18 protein-coding genes are annotated in these 22,677 nt (G+C 48.3%); 2 read left to right on the plus strand and 16 right to left on the minus strand.

The window, feature by feature from the left end:
* Positions 1 to 40 precede the first annotated feature (40 nt).
* The 13 genes from C7R93_RS20135 to C7R93_RS20195 form a co-directional block, all read right to left on the minus strand.
* On the minus strand, positions 41 to 1,465 hold the full coding sequence (locus C7R93_RS20135; RefSeq protein WP_106840486.1) for a contractile injection system protein, VgrG/Pvc8 family: 1,425 nt from the start codon (positions 1,463 to 1,465) through the stop codon (positions 41 to 43).
* On the minus strand, positions 1,462 to 2,130 hold the full coding sequence (locus C7R93_RS20140) for a hypothetical protein (RefSeq protein WP_106840487.1): 669 nt from the start codon (positions 2,128 to 2,130) through the stop codon (positions 1,462 to 1,464). The genes C7R93_RS20135 and C7R93_RS20140 overlap by 4 nt, the downstream gene beginning before the upstream one ends.
* A 14-nt stretch (positions 2,131 to 2,144) precedes the next feature.
* Positions 2,145 to 2,924, minus strand: a complete 780-nt coding sequence (locus C7R93_RS20145; protein ID WP_106840488.1) for a DNA and RNA helicase — start codon at positions 2,922 to 2,924, stop codon at positions 2,145 to 2,147.
* 44 nt (positions 2,925 to 2,968) lie between these two features.
* On the minus strand, positions 2,969 to 5,635 hold the full coding sequence (locus C7R93_RS20150; RefSeq protein WP_106840489.1) for an acetate and sugar kinases/Hsc70/actin family protein: 2,667 nt from the start codon (positions 5,633 to 5,635) through the stop codon (positions 2,969 to 2,971).
* A 51-nt stretch (positions 5,636 to 5,686) separates the two neighbouring features.
* On the minus strand, positions 5,687 to 6,382 hold the full coding sequence (locus C7R93_RS20155; RefSeq protein ID WP_106840490.1) for an iron-dependent peroxidase: 696 nt from the start codon (positions 6,380 to 6,382) through the stop codon (positions 5,687 to 5,689).
* Positions 6,373 to 7,650, minus strand: a complete 1,278-nt coding sequence (locus C7R93_RS20160) for a normocyte-binding protein (RefSeq protein ID WP_106840491.1) — start codon at positions 7,648 to 7,650, stop codon at positions 6,373 to 6,375. The genes C7R93_RS20155 and C7R93_RS20160 overlap by 10 nt, the downstream gene beginning before the upstream one ends.
* Complete coding sequence (locus C7R93_RS20165; RefSeq protein ID WP_106840492.1) at positions 7,647 to 9,521, minus strand: PP2C family protein-serine/threonine phosphatase; 1,875 nt, start codon at positions 9,519 to 9,521, stop codon at positions 7,647 to 7,649. The genes C7R93_RS20160 and C7R93_RS20165 overlap by 4 nt, the downstream gene beginning before the upstream one ends.
* 20 nt (positions 9,522 to 9,541) lie before the next feature.
* Positions 9,542 to 10,381 (minus strand): PP2C family protein-serine/threonine phosphatase, encoded by an 840-nt coding sequence (locus C7R93_RS20170; protein ID WP_106840506.1) that lies wholly within the window; start codon positions 10,379 to 10,381, stop codon positions 9,542 to 9,544.
* A gap of 5 nt (positions 10,382 to 10,386) precedes the next feature.
* A complete protein-coding gene (locus C7R93_RS20175) occupies positions 10,387 to 10,917 on the minus strand; it encodes an FHA domain-containing protein (protein WP_106840493.1) in 531 nt (176 codons plus the stop codon).
* A gap of 70 nt (positions 10,918 to 10,987) precedes the next feature.
* A complete protein-coding gene (locus C7R93_RS20180) occupies positions 10,988 to 11,542 on the minus strand; it encodes an FHA domain-containing protein (RefSeq protein WP_106840494.1) in 555 nt (184 codons plus the stop codon).
* Between the two features lie 189 nt (positions 11,543 to 11,731).
* A complete protein-coding gene (locus C7R93_RS20185) occupies positions 11,732 to 12,181 on the minus strand; it encodes a J domain-containing protein (protein WP_106840495.1) in 450 nt (149 codons plus the stop codon).
* A gap of 102 nt (positions 12,182 to 12,283) precedes the next feature.
* Positions 12,284 to 12,709, minus strand: a complete 426-nt coding sequence (locus C7R93_RS20190) for a membrane-associated protease 1 (RefSeq protein ID WP_106840496.1) — start codon at positions 12,707 to 12,709, stop codon at positions 12,284 to 12,286.
* 150 nt (positions 12,710 to 12,859) lie between these two features.
* The gene (locus C7R93_RS20195; RefSeq protein WP_106840507.1) at positions 12,860 to 15,028 is read right to left on the minus strand and encodes a transcriptional regulator; all 2,169 of its coding nucleotides are present in this window, start codon (positions 15,026 to 15,028) and stop codon (positions 12,860 to 12,862) included.
* 552 nt (positions 15,029 to 15,580) lie between these two features.
* Here C7R93_RS20195 and C7R93_RS20205 point away from each other — a divergent pair.
* Positions 15,581 to 17,620, plus strand: a complete 2,040-nt coding sequence (locus C7R93_RS20205) for a VWA domain-containing protein (protein ID WP_106840498.1) — start codon at positions 15,581 to 15,583, stop codon at positions 17,618 to 17,620.
* On the opposite strand, the gene C7R93_RS20210 is transcribed toward C7R93_RS20205, so the two are convergent.
* From C7R93_RS20210 to C7R93_RS20220, 3 genes are all read right to left on the minus strand, one after another.
* Positions 17,601 to 18,527: a serine/threonine protein kinase gene (locus C7R93_RS20210; RefSeq protein WP_106840499.1), complete on the minus strand. Its 927-nt coding sequence runs from the start codon at positions 18,525 to 18,527 to the stop codon at positions 17,601 to 17,603. The genes C7R93_RS20205 and C7R93_RS20210 overlap by 20 nt on opposite strands.
* A gap of 90 nt (positions 18,528 to 18,617) precedes the next feature.
* Positions 18,618 to 19,388, minus strand: a complete 771-nt coding sequence (locus tag C7R93_RS20215) for an isocitrate lyase/PEP mutase family protein (RefSeq protein WP_106840500.1) — start codon at positions 19,386 to 19,388, stop codon at positions 18,618 to 18,620.
* 14 nt (positions 19,389 to 19,402) lie between these two features.
* Complete coding sequence (locus tag C7R93_RS20220) at positions 19,403 to 20,623, minus strand: MDR family MFS transporter (RefSeq protein WP_106840501.1); 1,221 nt, start codon at positions 20,621 to 20,623, stop codon at positions 19,403 to 19,405.
* Between the two features lie 148 nt (positions 20,624 to 20,771).
* On the opposite strand from C7R93_RS20220, the gene C7R93_RS20225 reads away from it, so the two are divergent.
* Complete coding sequence (locus tag C7R93_RS20225; protein WP_106840502.1) at positions 20,772 to 22,625, plus strand: SgrR family transcriptional regulator; 1,854 nt, start codon at positions 20,772 to 20,774, stop codon at positions 22,623 to 22,625.
* Positions 22,626 to 22,677: the final 52 nt, after the last annotated feature.

A 22,677-nucleotide genomic window follows, 5' to 3' on the forward strand; every position in this document is an offset into this window, starting at 1 on the left:
TACACCAAACACACGGTTACCCGCGTGGCAACCATGTGTGTCAATTGGTTTTAAGCTCCTGCCCGACGATGCTTGTATTTCCGTCCATCTTGATGTTGCTCTCCTTGCAGGTGAGACTGATCTCCTCTTTCGCCGAGATAATCACCTTCGTGGCAGAGTCCATCAAAATGTCCTTTTCGGAGACGACCTTGATATTTTTCTTGCTGAAAATCTGGATGCCGTCCGCGTCGGTCATGCGAATGAGGATTTCCCCGTCCTTTGCGCTGAGCAATACCTCCGACGGGCTGAACATCAGCTCTTTGCCGTTGGCCGTACGGAAGTATTTGATATCGGGATTCCCGAGCTTGTTCGTTTCGCCTTCGTCTGAATTTTTCCGGACAGAGCTGATCGCAATTCCGTCACTTTCCTTGTTGCTCGGAAAATAGACGCGCACGTAGTCATCGAGCTCCGGCATGCAATACCAGCCACTGTTTCCTTCAGCCGTATAAACCGAGGAATACGGGAACCAGTGCGCTTCGCTCTTGCTCTGACTCTCATCGATATCGAGGTGGATTTTGACGTTGTCTTTTGAGACCTCAATGACTTTCCCTTGCACCGATGCGCCTACAATGAGCGAATTGTGGAGTGGCTTTTGGCTCATTCCTTTTTTGGACGCAAGCAAATACTTATGCTTGAGCAAGCCTTTCTTCATCTCGGTATAGGCCTCATACACATACAGACTCTTCCCTTTAAAATCCACACCATTGCCCAAATCAAGCACACGATCCGTCTCTACCTCGTAAAAGATGTAGTCATTTTCATCCACGCCCTTAACCCCGTTTTCCGAGGAATGGCGGTATTCGCTCAAATTTTTGCGTACCCGATAGTGAAAATCGTCCAGCTTGCCCTTGGAAGCACCTTCTGGCACACCAAAGCTGAACTTCGGCTTTTCAAAAACAGATGCGGGCATCAGCCCAGTCTGAAAACGTGAAGCAAGCCGCTTGAGAAACTGCCAATCCGTCTCCTGATACTGCATGGTAAAGGAGCCCAGCTTCCCGCCATTAGAGGCCATGTCCATGATATCCATCCCCGGGTATTCCCCAGCGATTGTTTTCAAGAGGGCACCGTAGGTCATCGCTTTGTTTTGGAAGGAACGGCTCTTGCGCTTCACATCGAGATTGTATGTAGGAGAGACAGCCTCGACGTACAGGTAATAAACGTCCCGTACGGCCTTGACCCCAATCTCCAGCACGATCCCGGCAAAAAGCGGCGTGGCGTTGCCATCATTATCTACCTGACTGATTTCGATAGGGGTCTGTGCTTCCGTCATTTCTACATAGCTGTCCTTCAATTCTTCTGGTACGATCCCCGTAAATGTCAGGCGGGCATGCTCATTGATCTTTTTCGTAATCGTCAGTTCCACCAGATGCGTCAATTGATAAGGAGAGATTTGCAAATTGTTGTAGGCAATGACAGGAAGACTCATAGGTTCCCTTCTCCCTTCGCATTTTCATCCGACTCTGTAGACACGATCGACAAGGAATCCATGATCCCCCAGCCTACCTGCTTCCAGTCTGACAGCTCCTGCTCCGTGCAGTTAAACGTGCAGAGAAGCGCGCGTCCCTGTAGCGAAACAAAGCTGATCAGGTTGTAAATGTCCGTATCCAGTGCGGGCGCGACAAACTCGAAAAATCCGATGTGACTCCCCGCAATCTCGCGTATGCCTTCCTCCTGCCAACGAGCGAGAGGCTGTGTCCTCCGCAAGATCTGCTTCATGACATCCATAAAAGCTCGCAGCTGTTCAGGAGATTCGGTCAGCTTGCTCTCGGTATAAGTAAAAGCCAGATTGATTGAAGCCGTTTCGTTTGTATAAATCAGTGAAGGTCTACGTTCCGATGGATACTTCAGAGCTGCTACTTCTGGACTCATGATGGAAAATGTCTTCGGGAGTCTAATCTGTACGAGATCGTCAAGGACGAGCTTATCCTCCATAGGAATTCGCTCTTCCCCGACCGTAATAAATGATTTGCTCACCACATCCAGTCGGTTTTTACCCTTTGGACCAAAACGTATGGCTGCTGGCTGTGTATCCTCATCGGAAAGCTCATTCATCATGCCGATAATGCTTTCATCCATGCGCTCCATTACCATTCACCATCCTCTCGTTAATCGACAATAACCCGCTGACGCCCGCCTGTTTTCCACTCCGTTTTTGAGGACCTTCCGCCGCTCTTGGCGTCGTCCAATATACGTGCGAGGTATTTGAGAATCTGCAGGTTCGTGTACTCGCGATAACCAGTCCCCAGTCTGTTGCCTATATAATGAAGAATGAGCCCCCGCTCTACTCTGTCCGCATTCATGGCCTGCATGACAAAGGCGAGATCATACGGGTGATTGGTGACAGTCTTCAACATTTCATCCGCAAAATACCGCAGGATGCAGGGAGCAAGCGTTGGTTCGTTTCGCCCGGCATATTCGACATGCACGATATTCCACGTATTGAATTCGGTTGCCATATCGGATAAATCCTGATAATCTCCGCGAAGCCTTGCCCCTTGCTTGAGCTTGAAGCGCCCCAACTCCCTTTCATTCTGGCGTGACTCTATCTCCTGTTCGAGAACATAGGACGTCTCGTAAACGTAATAGTCGGTCAGCGAAGTCTCCTCTTGAAAACGAATCTTGAGCACTGTCTCCATACCTGTAGCCTCATAAGGGACACGCTCTTCGCGGTCGAACAAGTAAACCCGCCCTTGATGCTTGACGATTCCTCTGCTGACAGTGAGGTGCCCTTCGCCTATCGTTACATCCATCCCGGAAATAATGCCGTCTGTATCATCCTGAAAGTACAAATCTACAAAATGCCGCGGGTAATCACGCAGATTTTCAAGCATCTCTCGCTTGAGAATTCGACCTTTATGAAAATTGGGATAGAGATGGGAAAACACCGCTGTTCCCCCTTCCTGTTCAATTAAGCTGCCTGTTTATTTGATCATTTCAGCCCGTCAAAGAAATCCAGCTCAGACAAGTCACTCTCAAACGCAAAGAATACCTTTTTCCCCAAGGAGAGCTGTTCATTTAGCCGAGCCACTGGCACGACATGGAATCCCCACTCGCTGCCGCTCGCAAAAACGAAGTATTTCGACTCGCCATTTTGGATCGAGTCAGTCTCATCCTGCGGGATATGTGTACCGTACTTGCTCGCGATATCTTCATACAGCACCGTTTTGTACTGAGCAGGATCATCCATGTACAAATACCGCTGCCGCAGTTGGCCGTCGCTTTCCTTGAGAAAAAATTCAACCTCACTCACGCCGTAGGGACGCGAGATGGAACCATGCACGAGACTCAGCTTTTCCTGACTGTGAATGAGCACTCTCTCTTGCTTGTTATGGGTGAAGGCGGTCACGGAATAAGGGACGATCGGCGCATGATTCGTAATGTTCGCTTCGATGAATCCGGCTTTTTTGGCGCTTTGATAGCGCAGTGCTCCACGCAAGCAAGACAGCTTCAGATCTGGCACCTTGCCCGCATCCTCCGACTTTTGCCGGAACTCGATACTGCGTCCAGGGACAAATTCTTTGAGCGCTTCACGGAAAACATCAATGCGGCACGACTGCCCGGTCAGCTTGATGATTGAGAATTCTGCCAGTCTTCCCTGCTGGTAAAAATCATCCAGGAAGACGCGTAAAATCTCGTAAATATCCGCCTTGATCAGGTGATTGATCTCTTTAGCGTTGAAGACAACATCGGGAAATTCAAACACATCCCGGAAGCGACCGTCCTCCCGTATCGACAACACCCATCGCTCGACTGCCGTCAGCTTTAGATCAGGCTCCTGACGATTTTCCGTATCGGCTGTGAAGCGATTGCGCAGAATGCCTGTCTGGCGGAAAAACTCTTTTTTCATATGGTCAGCGAGGTCCCACAAAAAGTGAAAATTGTTGCGTACACGCTGATATTCATCGCGGCTCTTGTTTTCATACTCCTTGTAGCGAGTCGGCAAAATCGTCTCAGCTTCCCGATATTTCGCCTCGAAGCGTTCATAGACGGAGTCTACGCCATATTCATCCACGTACCGGAATATTTCCGAACCAGGGATGTCGATGATTTGGTCGATGTCGGTCACTTGCCGCCCTTTGCCGTAATAGTCCGCGAAGACGATTTTCATAAATTGCATGATGCGATACGTAATGTTGTTGCCACCAAAATTGGTGTCGCCGTTTTCATAGGTCGTATCGATATCAATGCGGTAGGAGATGTGTCCGTCCTCGATCCGGAAATGGCATGATGACAGGTCGGTCGTTCCTCCGCCACAGTCGATGACGAGCGCTTGATACGTCTCACCGTCCAGAAAACTGTTTTTGTCAATTTGATCGGCAATCGTGTTAAACAGGACGGCCATACCTTCATCGAGGGCGTGATCTGATTCGATGCGATACTCAGGTAAAATCTCGGTGAACATCTCCAGAAATTGTGTTTTCAGCTTGACCGGACTTGTGATATGCAGATGACGAAAGCGGCATTTGAATTGATGCTCGGCCATTTGAATGACGTGAAGAAGGTACTGGCGCAGGATGTCGCTTCGTTTGACAGTCGCGGTATTTCCTTGGCTGTCCATGACCTCTTCCATCTTGTGATAGCTGTTCACCCAGCGCTTGATACCTTGAAACACGGTTGCGTTCGTGCTGTATCCGTTCTTTTTCATGTGCCGAAGTGCTTCATAGCCGATGTGAAAGCGAACATCATGTGGGGAAGAGCAATCCGCCACGCTAACAGCCGTCGGCAGCACCTCGATCCATTCCTCTATTTTTTGTGTCGTATCGGGGAAGGAGACGTAATTGATCGCATTCAAGCGGATGCGTCCATTCAACAAGTCGTTGCTGGAAGGGGAGCTGACATACTGATGGTCGAGAAAGGTACCTGCTGTCGTGGAGGAAGTACCAAAATCAATGGCCAAAACGGCATCCGTCTCTTCCAACTCCCTGATTTCGAGGTCAGTCACTGGTACTTTGTAGTAGTGGAGATTGACAGGCGGCAATGGATGGTCCTGATAATACGCCTTGTACAAATACTCCGAATCCTGCTTGCGGAAAAAGAACAGACTGTAGTTTTGATTGACGGTTTTTCTTAAGTGGGCATCTTGGTGAGCGTAGAGCGTAAAATGCCCCGCTCCCATATCGTCTTTGCGCAGATGCAAAATGCCACATAGCTCCATATGGTCGTTTACCAAAAGCACATTGGATTCCGACAAGTCTTTGGCAGATTCAACCCGATAGTTGTCCAGCTTGTCAATGGAAAGACCCATGTACAAGGTCATCTTCGCTGGGATTTTGATCGCATCTACACCTGGCATAGGTGTGTTCAAATATTTGTGGAGTACGGCTTCGAGGCGTTCAATTCCACCCGGAACAACACGCTCAATCAGGAGGTTTTCTTCTGCGCCGCGAAAACGCAGAATCGTTTGCAGCAGTCCTTCCCGATCGAGATTGTTCACGACAGTGCCGACCAGCTTTTCCTTGTAACAAATATTGCGGAGCTGAAAGGTCGTCATCTCCATCAGCTCGTCCCGTGTGTAGGTAGCTTCGCCTGGATGATTGCGATGATTGCCATCCCCACTGCTTTTTTGCATATGAAGCTTGTATGAATAGGTAGACATCCCAACTCTCCTCTCTCCCGATGTCCGTTGGGGTCAATCGGTCAAAAACCTCTAGTACAGTGCAACACTGTCAATTAGCATCGTTTCTTCAACATCCAAAATGCCGAAGTGGTTTCGCCAATAAATCTCTGTATGGAACCGAACCGGCAGAAAAATATCCTTGATTAATGCGAGCTTGGCATGTGCGGTTTCACTCTCCGATTGCCCCACATAAATCAGCAGCTCATCTTTTTCTTCGCAATTGGCGTATATGGTAGAGTGAGAGAAAATTTTTCGCATCGTATCCTTAAGCAGGTACACCGCTTCGCCCGTCTCGTACAAGCGCAAAATATTGCCCGCGATAATCTCTCGTTCCTCTTTAGTAAAAAGTCGGATATTTCCCTGTACCTGACTGCCGAACAGTCCCGCTTCCAAATCACGCAATACAAAGCGAATGTGGTATTCACGCTTGTTCATCCCTTGCGACAGATCGATCTCGGCCAGCAAATGGACGATGACATCAAACAAGGTATGCCGAAGCTCTGTATCGTCCAAGTAGTTGGCATCAAAAAGGTCACGGAAAATATCGTCGAAGCGGTAGTACGGATTCACCTCTACTGTTTTGTCCACCGTTTTGGCGTTGATGGCCTCATGACTCAGCTCCATGTAGGGCGAATACACCTTGGCTGCTTTGAACTGGATGTCTTTTTGGGCGATCCCGGCGCGTTTTGCACGAATAACCAAATCCCAGATGTAATTCAAGCCCATTCTCCTTCACACTTGTATTCCGGAAAATACATCTGAACCTCGGAGACGAGAAAGCTCATCATATCTTGAAGAATAAAGCTGTTCGCACCGCGTCTCCGAAAGCCGAGAGCCATGATCTTCTTGTCATTTTCTACGCGGACATTATCGCTAATGAACGGATTCAAACCATATGTGGCAGGAGGACGACTGTTTTTGTCCCGAATCTCGACATTCACTAGCTCCAGCTGATCAGCTGCCTCAAAGGAATGGACGATTCGAATAATCTCCCCTTTGGCCCGTACGGTTATCGCCTGCTTCCGCGCATAGCTCCCAATGAAGCTGTTCTTGCGGCGATTGGACACCAATTCGTAGTCGAGTCTTCCGATACGGGTCGTGACAGGCTGCGTAATTTTGCAAACGCTCCAAACTCCCGACTTCTCCTGAGGAGATACAATCGTCAGCTCCTCCGGGGACCGCTTGATATAGCGAATCAGCTCTTCATCTCCATCCACTAAATACCCGTGCTCACTCCCCGTCTTGCGTAACGACAGGACATGCTCGAAGTTCACCCGATCAATGGCAGGTACAGGAAAGCCGATGTTTTTTAAAGCCAAACGCTCGATGTTCCACAGCGGGATGACGTCCAGCTTTTTGTAAGGCTCCCACTCATCGAGGGTAATCGACATTTCCAGTATTTCTTCGTCTTCTGTAAACGTGCCCTCACAGGCAACCAGAATGACATCGAAAAACTTGCTGGCGTAAGGGTGATTCACCGTTTTCCACGGCATCCCGTTCTTTTGAAACATGTTGTACAGCTTTTCCATCTCATCCATATACACGCGACTTTGTTGGAGGCGCACCTCGATTGGAAAGTGGTTACCTGCTGTGTTCAGGCGGCCCTTGAAGGTTCGCTTGCTCATCATGAGCGCAATAATCTTGTCGTACTCACACTCTAAAAAAATCGTCATCATGACCGCTTCTTCCTGGTTGCTGAGCTTGACCGCCAACTCTTTGCGATCACATACCTTCTTTTCCTCATCGCCAGGGATCATCGGGTACAAATACTCGTGGATCGGGTCAAAGTCATCACGATGACAGAGTGTCACGTAGATGTCATGCTTCTCTTCCTTATCCTCGATCTCGGAAAAAACACGCTCCTCCAGCTTCTTTTGCATCTCCTCCTGATACTCGACCAGGTTGAGGAAGACACCGTTCATGATCTGCTTGAGCAACCTGCGCTGCTCCAGCTCCTCCATTTTGTTCAAACGATCTAGTACGATCTCTTTCATGGCGTTGTCGCTGCCTCCTCCTGTGTCGGATTAGCTGTAGCTGGTGGATTAGCTTGCGGTGTCTGAACTGGCTGAGTCGCCGGAGCTGTCTTAACTGGCGGGACTGGTTGATTGTTCGGCACTACCTGGGGCGCCGGAACTGGCTGATATGTTGGAGCCACCGGATTGACCGGAGCTGTCTGATTGACCGGTGCTGTTTGGTTAATTGGAGCTGTTTGGTTAATTGGTGCTGTCTGATTAACCGGTGCCGTTTGATTAACCGGAACTGTCGGAGATTGATTCGCAGCACTCGCTCCTTGCACAGGTGGCTGGCCTGCCGAAGTTGGAGCAGCAGGCGGATTCAGCTTCTCCTCTGCCTTTGTCACCTTACGCTCCATCGCCAAAACTTTTTCCAACACACCAATCTCCTGATAAATTTCCTGCGCCATCGTATACGATTGGATCGCTCCCTCGAAGTCTTGCGCCGCATAGCTCTCGTCGCCTTGCTTTTCCAGCTTGTCACCGTCGAGCGTCTTCTTTTCCTTATCGATGCCAGTCTTTTTGGAAGCTACCTCGTCCAGCTTGGTGCGAAGCTCCTTTTCTCCTGTCACAAAAGACGTTTCCAGCGCCAGTTTGCGTGCCTTTTGGTAATAGGCTTCCGCACCAGCGTAATCCTGTGCCTCAAACAGGAGATCGCCTTCCTTTTTCCACTGCATGACGAGCACATACGATTGCGTCTTTTCTTTTTTCTCCAAAATCTCCGGTTCGTTAAAATCTTCGCGCCCTTTCATTTCCTTGAGCGCCTTGTCGTACTTATCCAATGCTTTGGCGTACTGCTCATCTTTTACAGCCGCATCTCCATCCACGATCAACTGGGTAATGCGGATTTTTTTAGCCAAGAGGCTGGCTTGGATTTTGTTTTTGACGATATTTGCAGCATTTCGGGCATCGCTGTACGCTTTGAGTGCCTTGGGATAATCGCTCTCCGCAATGAAAGCGTCTCCGGCTGTTTCATGCTCGAACATCCCTGTCGCTGCATCTGCTATGCGCTCCGCTTCCTTCATTTTGAACAGCAGAGCTCCGCCTCCAGCCAATGCGAGCACGAGAAGGATAAGTGCCACCCGTTTAATAATCCGCCATTTTTTTTGCGGGTCGGTTTTGAATATTTTGTTTGCAAAAATAGCGGCAGCCGTGTAGTTTTGGATGACATGCTCTTGCTTGCTCAAAAGCACGTCTTCCAGCGTATCGATCCAGGTTTCAGGATCAGTCGCCTCTTGAAGCCCGTCCTGCATTTCAGCAGGATTTACCTTCTCCCACAGACCTGGGGTAGCAAGCAGAAAAACATCACCGTCATAGAGCGGAAGCTTCTTGGAGATAAACGGGCGAAATTCATTGGGTGTCCCCAAATAGCTCAAGAGATTATGTCGCTCCTCATGCTGATCAAGCGCGTCCTCTGCGATTTCCTCCCCATCCACCATCTGTTGGGCAAGGCTTTGATCCTTGCTCTGCCATTGCAGTCGGCCATTGCGAAAATGATACAGTCTGGTGTTACCAGCCACTCCGTATCTCACTCTGGCATAGTCCGTTACGATTACGGTCAAACTCGCTTTTAGTCTGACGCGATGGCTCTCAGCTTGCAGGACACGATGGGCCTCCTGCAAATAGCGGCGTATGCGATAACGCGAAATGGACGGCTTCTGCAAAAAGTAGCCCAGAACGCTTTTGGCCGCCAACTCCGCACTCTCTACTTCCTGATCGTTGTCCAATCCGCGGGCGATTACCCAGCACGCGATATCATCCAGCTGTGCGTAGGCAAAGTAATCCTTATTGCGAACGAAGCTGCCTGATTCGGATAGAAACCCGGTAATGAATTCACTGTTGTCCTTTCTCATTCGTACTACCCGCTCCCCCGTTACCAGCCTTTTTCCAGGATGAGAATGGTTGCGTTGTCCTGATTGGCTTTTTGCTTGCTTTCCACCGCTTCAATGATTTGGTCAGCCGCGTCATAGGCAGCGATCTTTTGGAACAAAATCTGCTCCAGTTCCATCTCGGTTAACGTATCGTAGACACCGTCACTGCACAGAATGACCTTGTCTCCCTTCTCAAGCGGAAACGGCTCACGGCCAATTTCAATATTTTGAAAGTTTTCATACCCCAAGTAGTTGATCAGCTGTTTTTTCTGCGGATGCTCCAATGCCTCGTCCTTCGTAATCTCCCCGGACAGAAAACGCGCCTCAAGCACCGACTCATAAATGTCTTTTTGATTGATCGGGATGAATTCGCCATTCCGGAAAACGGTAATGATACTGTCCCCAACCGCTCCCCAATACAGCTTGTCCTCTACGATGACGCCAGTAACCAGCGTGGTTCCACCCCGACTTCCTCTTAGCGCCTGCAAAATCTCCGAATTGGCAAGGGAAGCAGCACGGGAAAAGAACAGGGACATGTGCTTCGGGTTGTCTAGCTTTGTAAACTCACGGATAAACGTGGTCACGGCAAGCGTGGATGCAAGTCTGCCGTTAGCCAGCCCACTGATCCCGTCCGCCAAGACCGCAATCGTCCCATGTGATGATGTGGCTGTAGAAAAGTAATCATCCTGTTCTTCGCGTCTGCCGATCGTCTGTCCATTTCCAATCTGGATGACGGGATTCTTTTCTTGCCGGATCCAAGCTGCACGCAGACGAAACAAAAGAGTAATGGCAATGATCACGCCAAGGACGACCAGATACGGAATTGCGCCCTGTTGAAACATGCTCATCATTCCTTGCCCTTGTTGGAGTTATCCCACTCGAAGTGAACACCGCACAGCGGGATGAAAATAAAGGTACTTTTTCCGAGCTGGAGCACATCGTACGCAGTGAGCTCAACTGGCGTATAAACCGCTTCATTGTTATGATAGGCAAGCCCAGACGCGTCACCCGGGAGCAAGTAAAAGTTGCGTTTTTTCGGATCGTAGACAATCACTGCATGATTGCGACGAGAGATCGTGTTGTCTCCGACGATTCGAATGTGCATATCCTCTGCGCGACCGATGAAGTTCTTCTCCGCCATAATGCGGTAATCTTGACCTTGTTGCGGCCCCTCAATACATACCAGCCAACCGGTAACAGGCTCGATCCCTTCTGTTTCCCCCAGGTACGGCATCGTCTTATCGTCTTCTGCCACTCTCGTTGGTGCTTTGTTATCCGGTTTCGCCCCAGGCTCAACGACCATGCTGCAATAAGGGCAGGTGCTTCCGTGTTTTCTGGTGCTAAACATGTGACCATTCGCGCATCTTGTCAAACTCATTCTTCTGCTCCCCCGTTTCGTTCCGTGCAAGGACGATATGTATGTGTGTAAAAACGATGATTACCCGATGCTATTTCAGCAACAAGCGGGTATTCGCTATGTAAATAATGTCGCCAGCCTTTACATTATGCGGTTGTTCAATCTCCAGCTTGCTCTTGTCGCGTTTGTTCGGTTGCTTGATGCCTGTACCGTTCTTGGAATGAATATCCTCAATGAACCAGTTCCCGGAAGCTTGATTCAGAACCGCATGCTGCTTGCTGATCAAGGCTGCGTATTCCGCGTCCGCCAAGTCGATGTCGACCTCGTTTTGCGAAGAGCTTTTGCCAATCAAAAGGGATGTCTCCCCCTGGATGAACCACTCCTTTACGCTCTCTCCCTCTTCATCCAATAGAACCAGTTTGGTGACGCCATCCTCTTTCTTTGGCTCCGGTTCGTCGGGGCTTCCGAATTTGACGATAATGACTCCAAACAAAAAGAGTCCGAAGGCAATTCCTGTAAAAATTTTCAGAGTGTTGCTGTCCGTATAACTAAAGACATAAATAAGTGCACTAATCACAAGGATGGAAATCAGCAGCTCTATGAGCTTCACTCTGATGGACTTTTGGTACCCTTTTTTCTTCGCCACATGTTTACCCCCAATCAACTACCTATGAATGCTCGTGATCAAAAGACGAATTTTTGAACTTCCTTTTAAGAAAAATGCTCCGAGCTTTGGGCGAATGGTGTATGTATAGACATCCATCCAAAGACAGGAGCAGGTTGCTACTACCTCTATGTCATGAAAGAGCTGTCATCCAAGCCCGATTTTTCCATCTTATTTTTTCTTCATGCGGAAAAACTGTTCAAACATATCCGTCGTATCCAGTGGATTTTTTTTGCCGGACTTCATGCTGTCATTCATCTCGCCTGTCTTCGGATTAAATCCAAAAAATCGTTCAAAGGTGCTTCCCAAATCTTCGAAGTTCACACCTGGTACAGACTGTGCTTGCTGCTGTTTGCTTTGCCCTTGTTTCTTGCCACTTGTATGGCCTGTCTGTTGTTTCTTCTGCTGAAAAGCTTCGTAACGTGCATCGTATGCCTCACGCAAGGCTGGGTCCTGCAATGTCTGATAGGCCTCGGTAATTTCTTTAAAGATTCGCTCTGACTCACTGCTCCCGGCATTGACATCCGGATGATGCTGCTTTGCCAGTTGTCGGTATGCTTTTTTGATGTCATTCGTGGAAGCTTGTTTGGTTAGCCCCAGAATCTCATAATAATTTTTCATGCGCGCACCCTCTGTCTGGCAATGATTTTGTTTATTTTGTAGAGCCGTACCTCGAACACGGCTTTCGAGGTACGGCTCTTCCTACCTTACTTCTCTCAAAACCTAAACAGCGTAGCCGCCTTCGATTTTTGTGAGTTCGGTTTTGTCTTTCTTTTGCTTGATGAAGATGCTGAATGTTCCTACACCCTCGGTATCACCGAAGGTCTCGTTGTAATCTACTACGAATGCGTTCGGGAAGTAGATTTTGCGGATCACTTGATCAGCAGCGATTACTTCCAGTGTCACTTTGCGGTAGCAATCCGCTTTTTCTGCTGGTACCAAAGACCAGAGAGCCAGCTTCATGGTGTCATCCGCACTGTCACCATCTGTTGCCGTGATGATTTTACCAGTCAGTTTCAGTGTTGCACCCACATCTGTCGAGCGCGCGTTGGAATCGTCTGGCGTGTCAGTGTCGTACTTCACTGTCTGAATGTTGTCCATGCCCAGCTCAATTGTTTCAGAACCTTCTACTTTGAGTCGAAAACCCATGAATAAAACCTCCTTGAAATGAAATCTTGCTCTCGAATTACCTGATTGGCTTCGAGGCTTATGTGTAAGGGTGCGTTTTGGAAAACACACCTCTAACCACCTGCGTAATGTGTCAAAAAGTTTCATAAACAGCTCTCCAGAGGGCGGGGGCTATGCTTTGACCGGAGTCGTTCCTTTGGTGATGGTGACCTCCAGGTTTTTCACATTGCCGTTGAACACCAGATCGATATGGCACAGGTTGCTCTTGTCATCGATGATGTAGCTCATGTCATCACCATCGTGAATGATGGAGTTCACGAAACCGCGCGTGCCGAGCCATTTGCTTTTTTGGCTGCTCGGATTGTTACTGAAGAACTTCACGATATTGTCGTGTTTGAAATCACCAGTCTGGAAGCGGAGAATCCGCTCGATATAAGTACTGACCAGTGTTTTGTAGATGGAATCAAAGCCGTCCTCTGCCATAGCGAGGCTGCGTGCCTTGTACACCGTAATTCGCTTGATATCTTTGCCTTGGATTTGTGCATTTTCCGAAGAGAAGACGAATCCAAAGTTTTTGCGATTGATGGAATCTTTGATGTTATTCGTGAAGCCGGAGATTTCTTTGGCCATTGTAGTGACAGCGCGCAGTCCATTTTCACCTGCTTCGATGTCAAAGCGCACACCCGGATATTCGCGGCTAACCACTTTGAATGCTTCGCGCAAGTATTCCGGACATTGGTACGCTGCTACAACACCTGCGGCTACATAGCTCGCACCGACATAGACTCCCTCGATCCAGAGCTTCAGGATGTCTTCTTTTTCCTGGGACAGCTTCACGCCGTCTTCGGTTTGCAGCATTCTGCTGTCGATGACAACTCCTGATTTGTCTTTCGGAATAATCGTGAAGTTCGGAATGCAAGGGATCGCGAATTCACTGAATTCTTTGCGCACCAAGATTCCGCACTTGTCGATGTATTTATCAATGCCCGCAGTCGCCATGCTGTTGAAGGTCGTTTCTTCACCTGTACTGAAGCTGAAGAACACTTGTACCTTGAAGTCCTTGACGACCTGGAGCAGCATGGTGAGCGATTCCATCGTATTGCCGTCCTGTTTGACGACCTTTTCGTTACCACGGAAACGCTCGCGGGTCACTGTTGCTTTTCCGGCGGAATCCATATCAACAGATGGAACGATTCCGAACCAGATTGTATCCGTGAAGTCGTTTTTCGCGTTGACTGTGTTCAGGTATGTCTCCAAGCGTGGAATGTTGCTGGACTTCACGAGCATGTCGAGCTTCGTGTTTGTGATCAGCATCGCAGGCTGCATGCCTTTGTTTTTGGTCACGTACTGATCGAAGTACATCTTCACGCCCAAAATTTTCTCAACCAAAGGCTTCACCGTTTTTACGAAGTCGTCCTTGGCATTTTTGTAGAACTCCAGATACGTATTGTAGTTCTGTACTTCTGTCTCAATGTTGACTTCGGTATGTACCGTCGGCAGCGGGCAGAAGGTGCGCACCACGAGATCTTTTACATAGGAGGATGGTGTCTCAGTGATCGACTCGTAATCCTCTTCGAAAACGTTCATCAGTCCGTTTCCGCTGTTTTCATCGAGAACCATCAGCTCACGGCTGTCACTCTTCGGTGCCTCGATGATCTTCAGTTCACCGTCTTCCCCAATCGTCAGCATACCGATCTGAATCGCTTCGGATTGGTTCTCCTCTTGTGCGCCGCCCAAGAGCAGTCGTGTTTTGATATCTTCAATCGCCAACGGTAGCATCGCCATGACGTTGTTGTAGTTTTTGCTGGCATCCTCGAACATCGTGTTCAGCTTGTCACCGAGATCGAGCTTCTTCGGATCGCCATCATCGAGCTTTTCGTAATGACCGTACAAGTAGTGAATCTCTTTGCGCACCTGACGGATGTCATCCATCACTTTTTTCGGGGAAATCATATCGAGCAAATTCTCGAATTTGAAATCCACATTGGTGATTCCTTGGCTGCGCTTGGTGTCGATCAGGGTAAACAGCATTTTCAAGAAGTCGTTGCTCTGATCGATCTTGATTTCGGAAATCGCATCCTCTGCAATTCCATCAGGCTTTTTCAAGGTGTACATGACCTTTTGGTTCGCTGCATTGTAGAACGAATACACACTTGGAGAGAACTTGTCCAAAAACTCATCGAAGCTGCGTACGAGAAGATGCTCGTTAATCTCTTTGATCTTGTCGTCACTGAGACTGTCGATGCCTTTTACATCTCCAACAATGGTGATCAGGTCCAATTTTTCCGGGTTGATCTCTTCGAACAGCATGGTTCGGTTGGTCTGGTTAATAATGTCCATAAATGGCCCCTTTCTGTTGTCTGCATAACCACTTAGTCCTACTTGATAGATGATGAGTCCTACTTCTCGAATAAAAACGAAATCCGTGACATTTATACCAAAAACAAACAAAAAATCTTGCCTCTAAATTAAACGTAGCCCGCATTATTTGTCAACATTCCGCAAATTGCGACAAATTTCCTATGTCTAGATGACCATTCCCAGCATTTAGACCCATTTTATGCCACAAATCTTCCTTTTCTTGGATTTGCGTTTTATGCTGAAGACACCGAGTCTCCTTTCCTAAGTTCTTCGGAAAAATAGTGATGAACCTTGCCTTGTCCACTCTTTTACTAGGAAAGAAGCACAAGGACTGATAGATCATTCTCCCTAGTTGCCGCTGGGGAGACATATGCATTCACATCATATTTACATAAATGGCTGTAATTAACTTTTATATACATCGGCAATAGGATACCGATCTTTTATACGAAGAAACATTTATAGGTAAATCGTCCCATTTTAGTAAGTCATGAACTTTTTTAAAATTTTTTTCAGAAAAAAGGTGAATGTATGTACAAAAATCGTCAGTCAACCCTCTCTCTACCGCCACTTTTTCGAATGGTGGTCATCGGACTGCTCCTCCCCATGCTCTTCTTGTCCGCTCCCCTTTCTGCGGGGGCAAATGGAACAGCAGATGCGGGAGTGGACGCGGTCTTTGTCATTGATACGAGTAATTCCATGAACAAAACCGACCCTGGCAAAACAGCCGCAGAAGTCATGAGCATGTTTATTGACATGAGTGAAGCCACGCGTACCCGCATTGGCTTTGTCGCCTATAATGATCGGATTGTACAAGCTCAGTCTCTAGCGAGCATGGCCGAAGCAAGGGATCGGGAACAGCTCAAGCGAACGATTCAAGGTTTGCGATACTCCGGGTATTCCGATTTAGGGCTTGGTTTGCGCAGAGGGGCAGAGATGATTGAAAAAGCAAAGGACCCGGCTCGCAAGCCATTTTTGATCCTTCTATCAGACGGGGGAACAGATTTGCGGCAAAATGCGAGTGGCAGGAGTATAGCAGGCTCCAACAGGGACGTGGAGACAGCTATCTCGAAAGCAAAAGCGCAAGGCTATCCAATCTATACGATTGGCCTCAATAGCGATGGCTCCGTTCAAAAGGAACAATTGAAAAAAATCGCCGAAGCTACCGACGGAACTTCCTTCGTCACACAAAGTACGGATGATTTGCCTGAAATCTTCAATCAGATTTTTGCCAAGCATATTCAATCGCAGCTCGTATCGGTGGCAGCCATGACAGCTACCGGGGGCTTGCAGGAAGTGACTGTGACCATTCCTAACGCCAGCATGCAGGAAGCGAACATCATCCTGTTGTCCAACAATCCGCTGCTGGAATCGCAAGTGTACTATCAATCGCAAAATGTTCATTTTATGAAATCAAAAAAATATTCGCTGATGAAAATAGAAAAGCCGAAGAAAGGGAACTATCTCGTAAAATTTCGAGGCAAACCCGGGGATTTGGTGAAAATCAATTTACTGGGGAATTACAGTTTGACGGCTGGTTTCGAGGTCAAGCCTGAACCTGTTATCAAGGGGAATCCTGCTACGTTCACTACCTATCTCCAGCATCTGGAGGGGGGCAAACGACTGGATGACAAGGATGTGTACGCATCCATGCAAGCAGAATTGATCGTAAACGATCTCGCGGGGAAAAAAGAAGAAAAGATCCCGATGAAGAACCTTAGCGATCGTTTTACAGTCGACTACGTCTTCCCTCATACGGGCAAATATGAGTGGAGAATTTTTATGAACGGCCCAGACTTTTATCGTGAGACGGCTACAACCGTATATGACATTACGAATATCGCGCCAGTTGCTACTTCGGTAAATACCTTGACGATCGAGAAGGAAAACGGAGAGCAGGCTATCGATTTGGGCTCGTTCTTCACAGACGCCAATAACGACAAGCTGACCTATACGATCGTCACGGCTGATCCGGACGAGCGATTCGTCGCTACGATTCAAGACGCGGCTCTGAAGCTGTCACCAGAGAAAAGCGGTACATCAGAAATCACCATCACCGCGACGGATACGGAAGGTGCAAGCGTTACAGGGCCGCTCGTCATTACCGTGCACTCGGTCTGGGATCGCTACATCACCATCGGCATGATTGTATTGCTCGTAGCGGCAATCGGCTACGGTGTTTACCTGCTTACACGTCCCAAGCCTGCCTTTGTGGGTCGTCTTGAGGGATATTTCCTGCATACAGCAAGCGGCAACGACATCCCTGTCAAGTTTTGGCCTCTCGCCTCCTTTGGCAAGAAACAGCGGATCACGTTGCAGGAGCTGTTCACCAGTTTGGATGTGAATGAGCATTTGCCTGAAGCACAGAAGATTTACTTCCAGCCAGGAAAAAATCAGACACTGCTCTTGGTCAATCATAGTCATTGCACAGTTGAGCGGGGCAAGGAAGCCATGCCCCGACATAAAAAGCTCGTCCTCCAATACAACGACAAGGTGTATGTTACCTTCGAGGATCGGATGACGGAGATCGAAATTCGCTTTAAGAAATCATCTAGTGAGGAAGCTTCCTAAGAGAGAAGCGCGTCTTCCCCTTCCATAGTAGATGCTCTGCACGAATCGCTGTCGCAAACAGCTTGAGTGTGGGGCATCTTTTTTTCGAGTCAACGGCCAATCCCCACATAATGACATTCGCCAATAGCAGCGGAACCTCAGGATTGATCGTTCGAAGCGATGGCAAGTGATCCTCAATAACTCTTGCCGCCACATCAACTGGGCGCTCTTTGGTCAGACAGTAATACAGCGTGGCAGCCAGGCTGTAAATATCCGAGACTACTCCCTGCTTGGATTGACCCGAGTAAAACTCAAGCGGTGAATATCCTTCTGTGGTCACAATCGGCTTGGGTTCATCACTCACGAAGTAGATCGCAGAGCCAAAATCGATCAGCACAGGCTGGCCAGCTTCGGTGACCAAGATGTTCTTAGGCTTGATATCGCGGTGAATGATGCCTTTTTTGTGCAAGTAGTCCAATCCGTCAAACAACGGAAGTACCGTCTGATGAAGAAATGCTCCCACATCAAGCTCAGCTTGGGCGAATACATACTCATCCAGCGTCTTCCCTTTGCAATAGTCCACGACGAGATAACCTGTGCCATTTTCGGCAAAATGGTCGATATATCCGATGATATTTGCATGCTTCAGTTCTTTGTGCAGGGATGCCTCCTGCCAAAAGCTTTCTAGTAGCATCTCGAATTTGCTTTTTAATGACGGCATGCGACACATAACCTTTACGTGATCCAAATCTCGCATAGCCAATGATTGAGGGAAAAACTCTTTGAGAATGAGAGTCCGCTTGCTTTTCATATGGTAGACCACATACACATTCGACAACTCACTTGTGGAAATGGTCTTTTTGATTCGATAGGCTTTTTGCAGGATCGTGCCTTTTCTTAGACCTCTTTCTCGTTCTACCTGCCTCATGACATAGCCCCCTATCTTTCCTCTCAAAAAATGATAACGAAAGATGGGGGATTCTGGCAATATGATTTCGCTTCACGCTGGTTCCATAGATTATCCCTCGTAGAGCGCCCTGCTGTTTTTCTCGGGAATGAGGCGTTCAGCACTTTTACTCGCGTATGCGGCTATGTGGTCATAGAAATCGTTACCGATACTGAATCGTTTCACGCCCAGCTCCGCCAGCTTATTTGTGTCCGTCAAATTCGGCCGCGACAAGACATTCAGCGGTGCTGGCACTTGTTGCACAATACTTCTCGTCTCTTCTTCCGCACATAGCCCGGGGACAAATATGCCACTTGCACCGCTTTCCACATAAGCTTTTCCTCGCGAAATCGTTTCCTCGAAAGGATCATCCTTCCGAAAATACGTATCGATTCGCGCATTGATATAAAACCCTTGAAAACCGCGGTTGTCCAAAGCAACTCTCATTTTTTGCAGCAGAGCTGCCTGCACTCGTGTCTCTTTTAACCCCGGCTTGGTTTTAAACGAATCCTCGATGTTGATGCCAGCAACGCCCAAGTCAGCCGTTCGCAACACATTTTCTACGATGGTATCAGCGTCTTCACTGTAGCCTGCTTCGATATCTGCTGAAACCGGGATGTGGACGTGGTCTACAATCATTTTGATAATCGCCAGATGGAGAGCAAAATCGATCTTTTCCCCATCTGCGAACCCAAGAGACGCCGCGATTCCCCAACTCGTCGTACCAATTGCTTGAAAGCCGCTTTTCTCTAGAGATCGCGCCGAGAGTACGTCCCAGGCATTCCCTAAAAACAAGAGATCGTCCGTCTGATGTAGCGCGTTGAATTTTTGAATGTTGTTCATTTTAGCACCCCTGTTCAAATGATAACTTGTGAAGATTTTTCACAGCTTTTTGTTTGATGTTGCCGCTGCTCCCATAAGTACTGGCCACGCTGATAGAACGGAAGCGCGATAAAGGTCAACAGCATGAGAGTGGCGAAGATGAGCGGCCCTTGTCCAAAGCCGAGTACCTGGAGCAGCACCCCGCCGATCCACGCACAAACACTCTGTCCAAGAAAGGCAAAACCGCTGGCGCCGTAATACGCTCCACGCAAATGCTGGGGAGCAATCTCTCCGATCAGGATATCTCCGACGACAAAGCACAAGATTTCGCCAATCGTAAATACTACCATCGACACGGAGAGCCAAAACAAATCCGTAAATAGCCCAAAACCGAACAGCCCCAGCCCAAACAATAGACAGCCCAGCTTCAACGCGGTCATTGATGAGTACCGCTTCATAAACTTGGCGAGCGGATATTGAAGTGCCAAAACAGAGATGGTATTCACTACAAATAAAAAGGAATACGCCTCTATTCGATCATGCCCAATGTACTGGGAGAGTGTGGTGTCCAGATGGGAGTAGGCACCAGCAACGAACAAATTCCCGAGCAACAAGTAAAGAAACACTTTGTCCGTAAAAACAATGCGTGCCATCTGATTCATAGTGACCGGTTCAGCAACTACATCCTTCTTGAGCTGTTCTTTGAACATGACCATAAATACCACCAATACAACTGCGTACACGGCAAAAATGATGGCCGTGATGAGGAATGGCAACAAGGATGTGCTCCCTGCACCCAGTTGCAAGCCGATTAACGGACCGATTGCTCCACCCAGGTTAATCGCGAAATACCTAGCGTTGAAAACAGCTGCCCGCTGATCATCCGGCGTGACATCCGCCAGCAGGGCGCGGGCTGTCGGCTCAAATACGTTTCGAAAAAGACCGTTGCAAGCACTTAAAACAAAAAACATCCACGTCTCCGTCGCGAAAACGTATCCGATCAAGACGATGCTCCAAGCTCCCATCGCAGTGATCATCACTGGATATCTGCCCAATCGGTCTGACAGTGCTCCCCCAGCAAAGCTGCTGATCGTTCCAACCAGCAAGCTGAGTGCCAGGATCGAGCCCACTATCGCCGGATCAATTCCTTTTACCTTTCCTAAATATATGCCCAAGAACGGAAGCGTCATAAAAAAGCCTGTGCGTGACAAAAATGTTCCGATAATGACACCCCATGCCACCGGATGAAATCTCATTCTCCCCATCTCTCTTTCTCATTCCCGTTTGTTATCTCTCGTGTTATCTTCAGTATATGGAACTAGAAAAAGGGGAAAAAGGGTTCGGTTTGCACGAATCCGATCACCTTTTAGAGAATGCATTTTCATCTGAGAAATGGGGGCCTGCATGGTTACCGTTCTGCATTTTTTAGAGCTTCGTTCGTTTTTTCAACAAGAAGACATCGGGAAGCCGTTCCCTGTCACCATCGAAAAATTAGCTGGGATTTGGCATTGTACACCCCGCTACGCCAAGCTGATTGTCCGTAAACTAGCGGGGCTGAATTGGATCGAATGGAAGGCTGGACGCGGGCGAGGGAATGCCTCGCTCATGACGCTTCATGCTGATTACGATGAGATCCTCCTCGCTGAGGTCAAGCTGCAAATAGACAAGGGCGACGTCAAAGAAGCAATGGAGCTCATGAATCGCTACGGCCAAGCAGCCGTCAAAGACCAGATCATGGATTGGCTTTCGGAAGGAATGGGCTTCTTACGCCAATCGGTATCGAACCGTTCCCAAGATATCATGCGCTTTCCCGTGTACCGCACGATTGTGACGCTGGACCCTGGCTTGGTTTACTACCACTTCGATGCACATCTGGCGGGACAAATTTTCAATACGCTCGTCCATTATGATCAGAACAGTCGGTCTATTTTGCCCTCTATCGCCCACGCGTGGGAGAGCAGCCAAGATGCCACAGAATGGACCTTTTATTTGAAAAAGAACGTGCTTTTTCATCACGGACGGGAACTGACTGCTCATGATGTGGTTTTTTCCCTGAACCGGCTTCGCTTGCATCCAGACCAGTATGAAGCAAGCTGGATGTTTCGTGACATAGAACAACTCATAGCCATTGACGACAGAACTGTGCGCATCCTGTTAAAAGAACCAAATTACTTGTTACTGCGGCTGTTGGCGACGATTCCTGCAAGCATTGTTCCCGAGGAAATCGTGCGAAAGGATGAGGGAGTCTTCGGAGAAAAGCCAATTGGAACAGGGCCATTTCAACTGGTCCGTCTTGACGAGGGGATCTGTATTCTAGAGGCATTTCCTGGCCATTTTCTTGGGAGACCTCAGTTAGATCGTGTGGAAATCTTGATCTTTCCCGAGTTGGACATGGGTCGCTTAAAAGAACCAAACTGGGCGTCTGTCATGGTGTCACACGGTGTTCAGACGAAAGCACAAGCATTAAAAGAAGCAGTCATCCGAGACGCTCAGGATTGGTGTGATTTGGAGTCATTTTTTTCCTGCTGTAATTTGCTCGTCTTTAACCAATGGAAAAGCGGCCCGCACAATCACCTCAAATTCCGTCAGGCGCTTGATCAGCTAATCGATCGGGATCAAATGATTGCCGATTTGGGTGGAGACCGCATTTACCCAGCAAAAGGGTTCCGCACGTATCACCCTGTTTTAAGGGAAGTGAGAGCAAGGGAAAACGAGCAGCTCTGCCATGCTGAAATAATGTCCCTGCTACAGGAAAGCGGCTACCAGGGAGAAACGTTGCGTCTCGTGACGACACCCTACCATAAAGAAGACGCGCTTTGGATTCAAGATCGATGCAGTTCTTACGGCATTCACATGGAAGTCGATGTGAGAGACCCGTCTGAATTCGCGAATCGCGATTGTTTACCCGAACATGACTGTCAGTTGTTCGGAAATGTGTTCAGCAATGATCAAATAAGTGAGCTGGAGATGTACTTGCAAAAAAATTACTTTCTCCCCGCATTCGATGAAGCTTTGGCTCGGGCGATCAACAAGGAGATTTGTTTGACTTTGCAGGAGCCAGACAGACTTGCGAGGGAACACCATCTCGCCAAGATCGAGGTGATGATCAAGGAAAACGATGCTGTCTTGTATCTGGTTCAGAAAAAGACGCTTACGTTCTTTCACAAGTCTTTGCGAGGTGTGTCGATCAACTCATCGGGGTGGCTGGACTTTCATAAGATCTGGTTTCAGCCGGAGGCTTTGCAGCAACAGTTGTGAAAAAAAGGGGGGGGAGGGGGAAGAAGTGCATTTCCAGTCTACGCTTCGGCCT

This window comes from Brevibacillus fortis, from assembly GCF_003013395.1.
GTDB classification, from domain to species: domain Bacteria; phylum Bacillota; class Bacilli; order Brevibacillales; family Brevibacillaceae; genus Brevibacillus; species Brevibacillus fortis.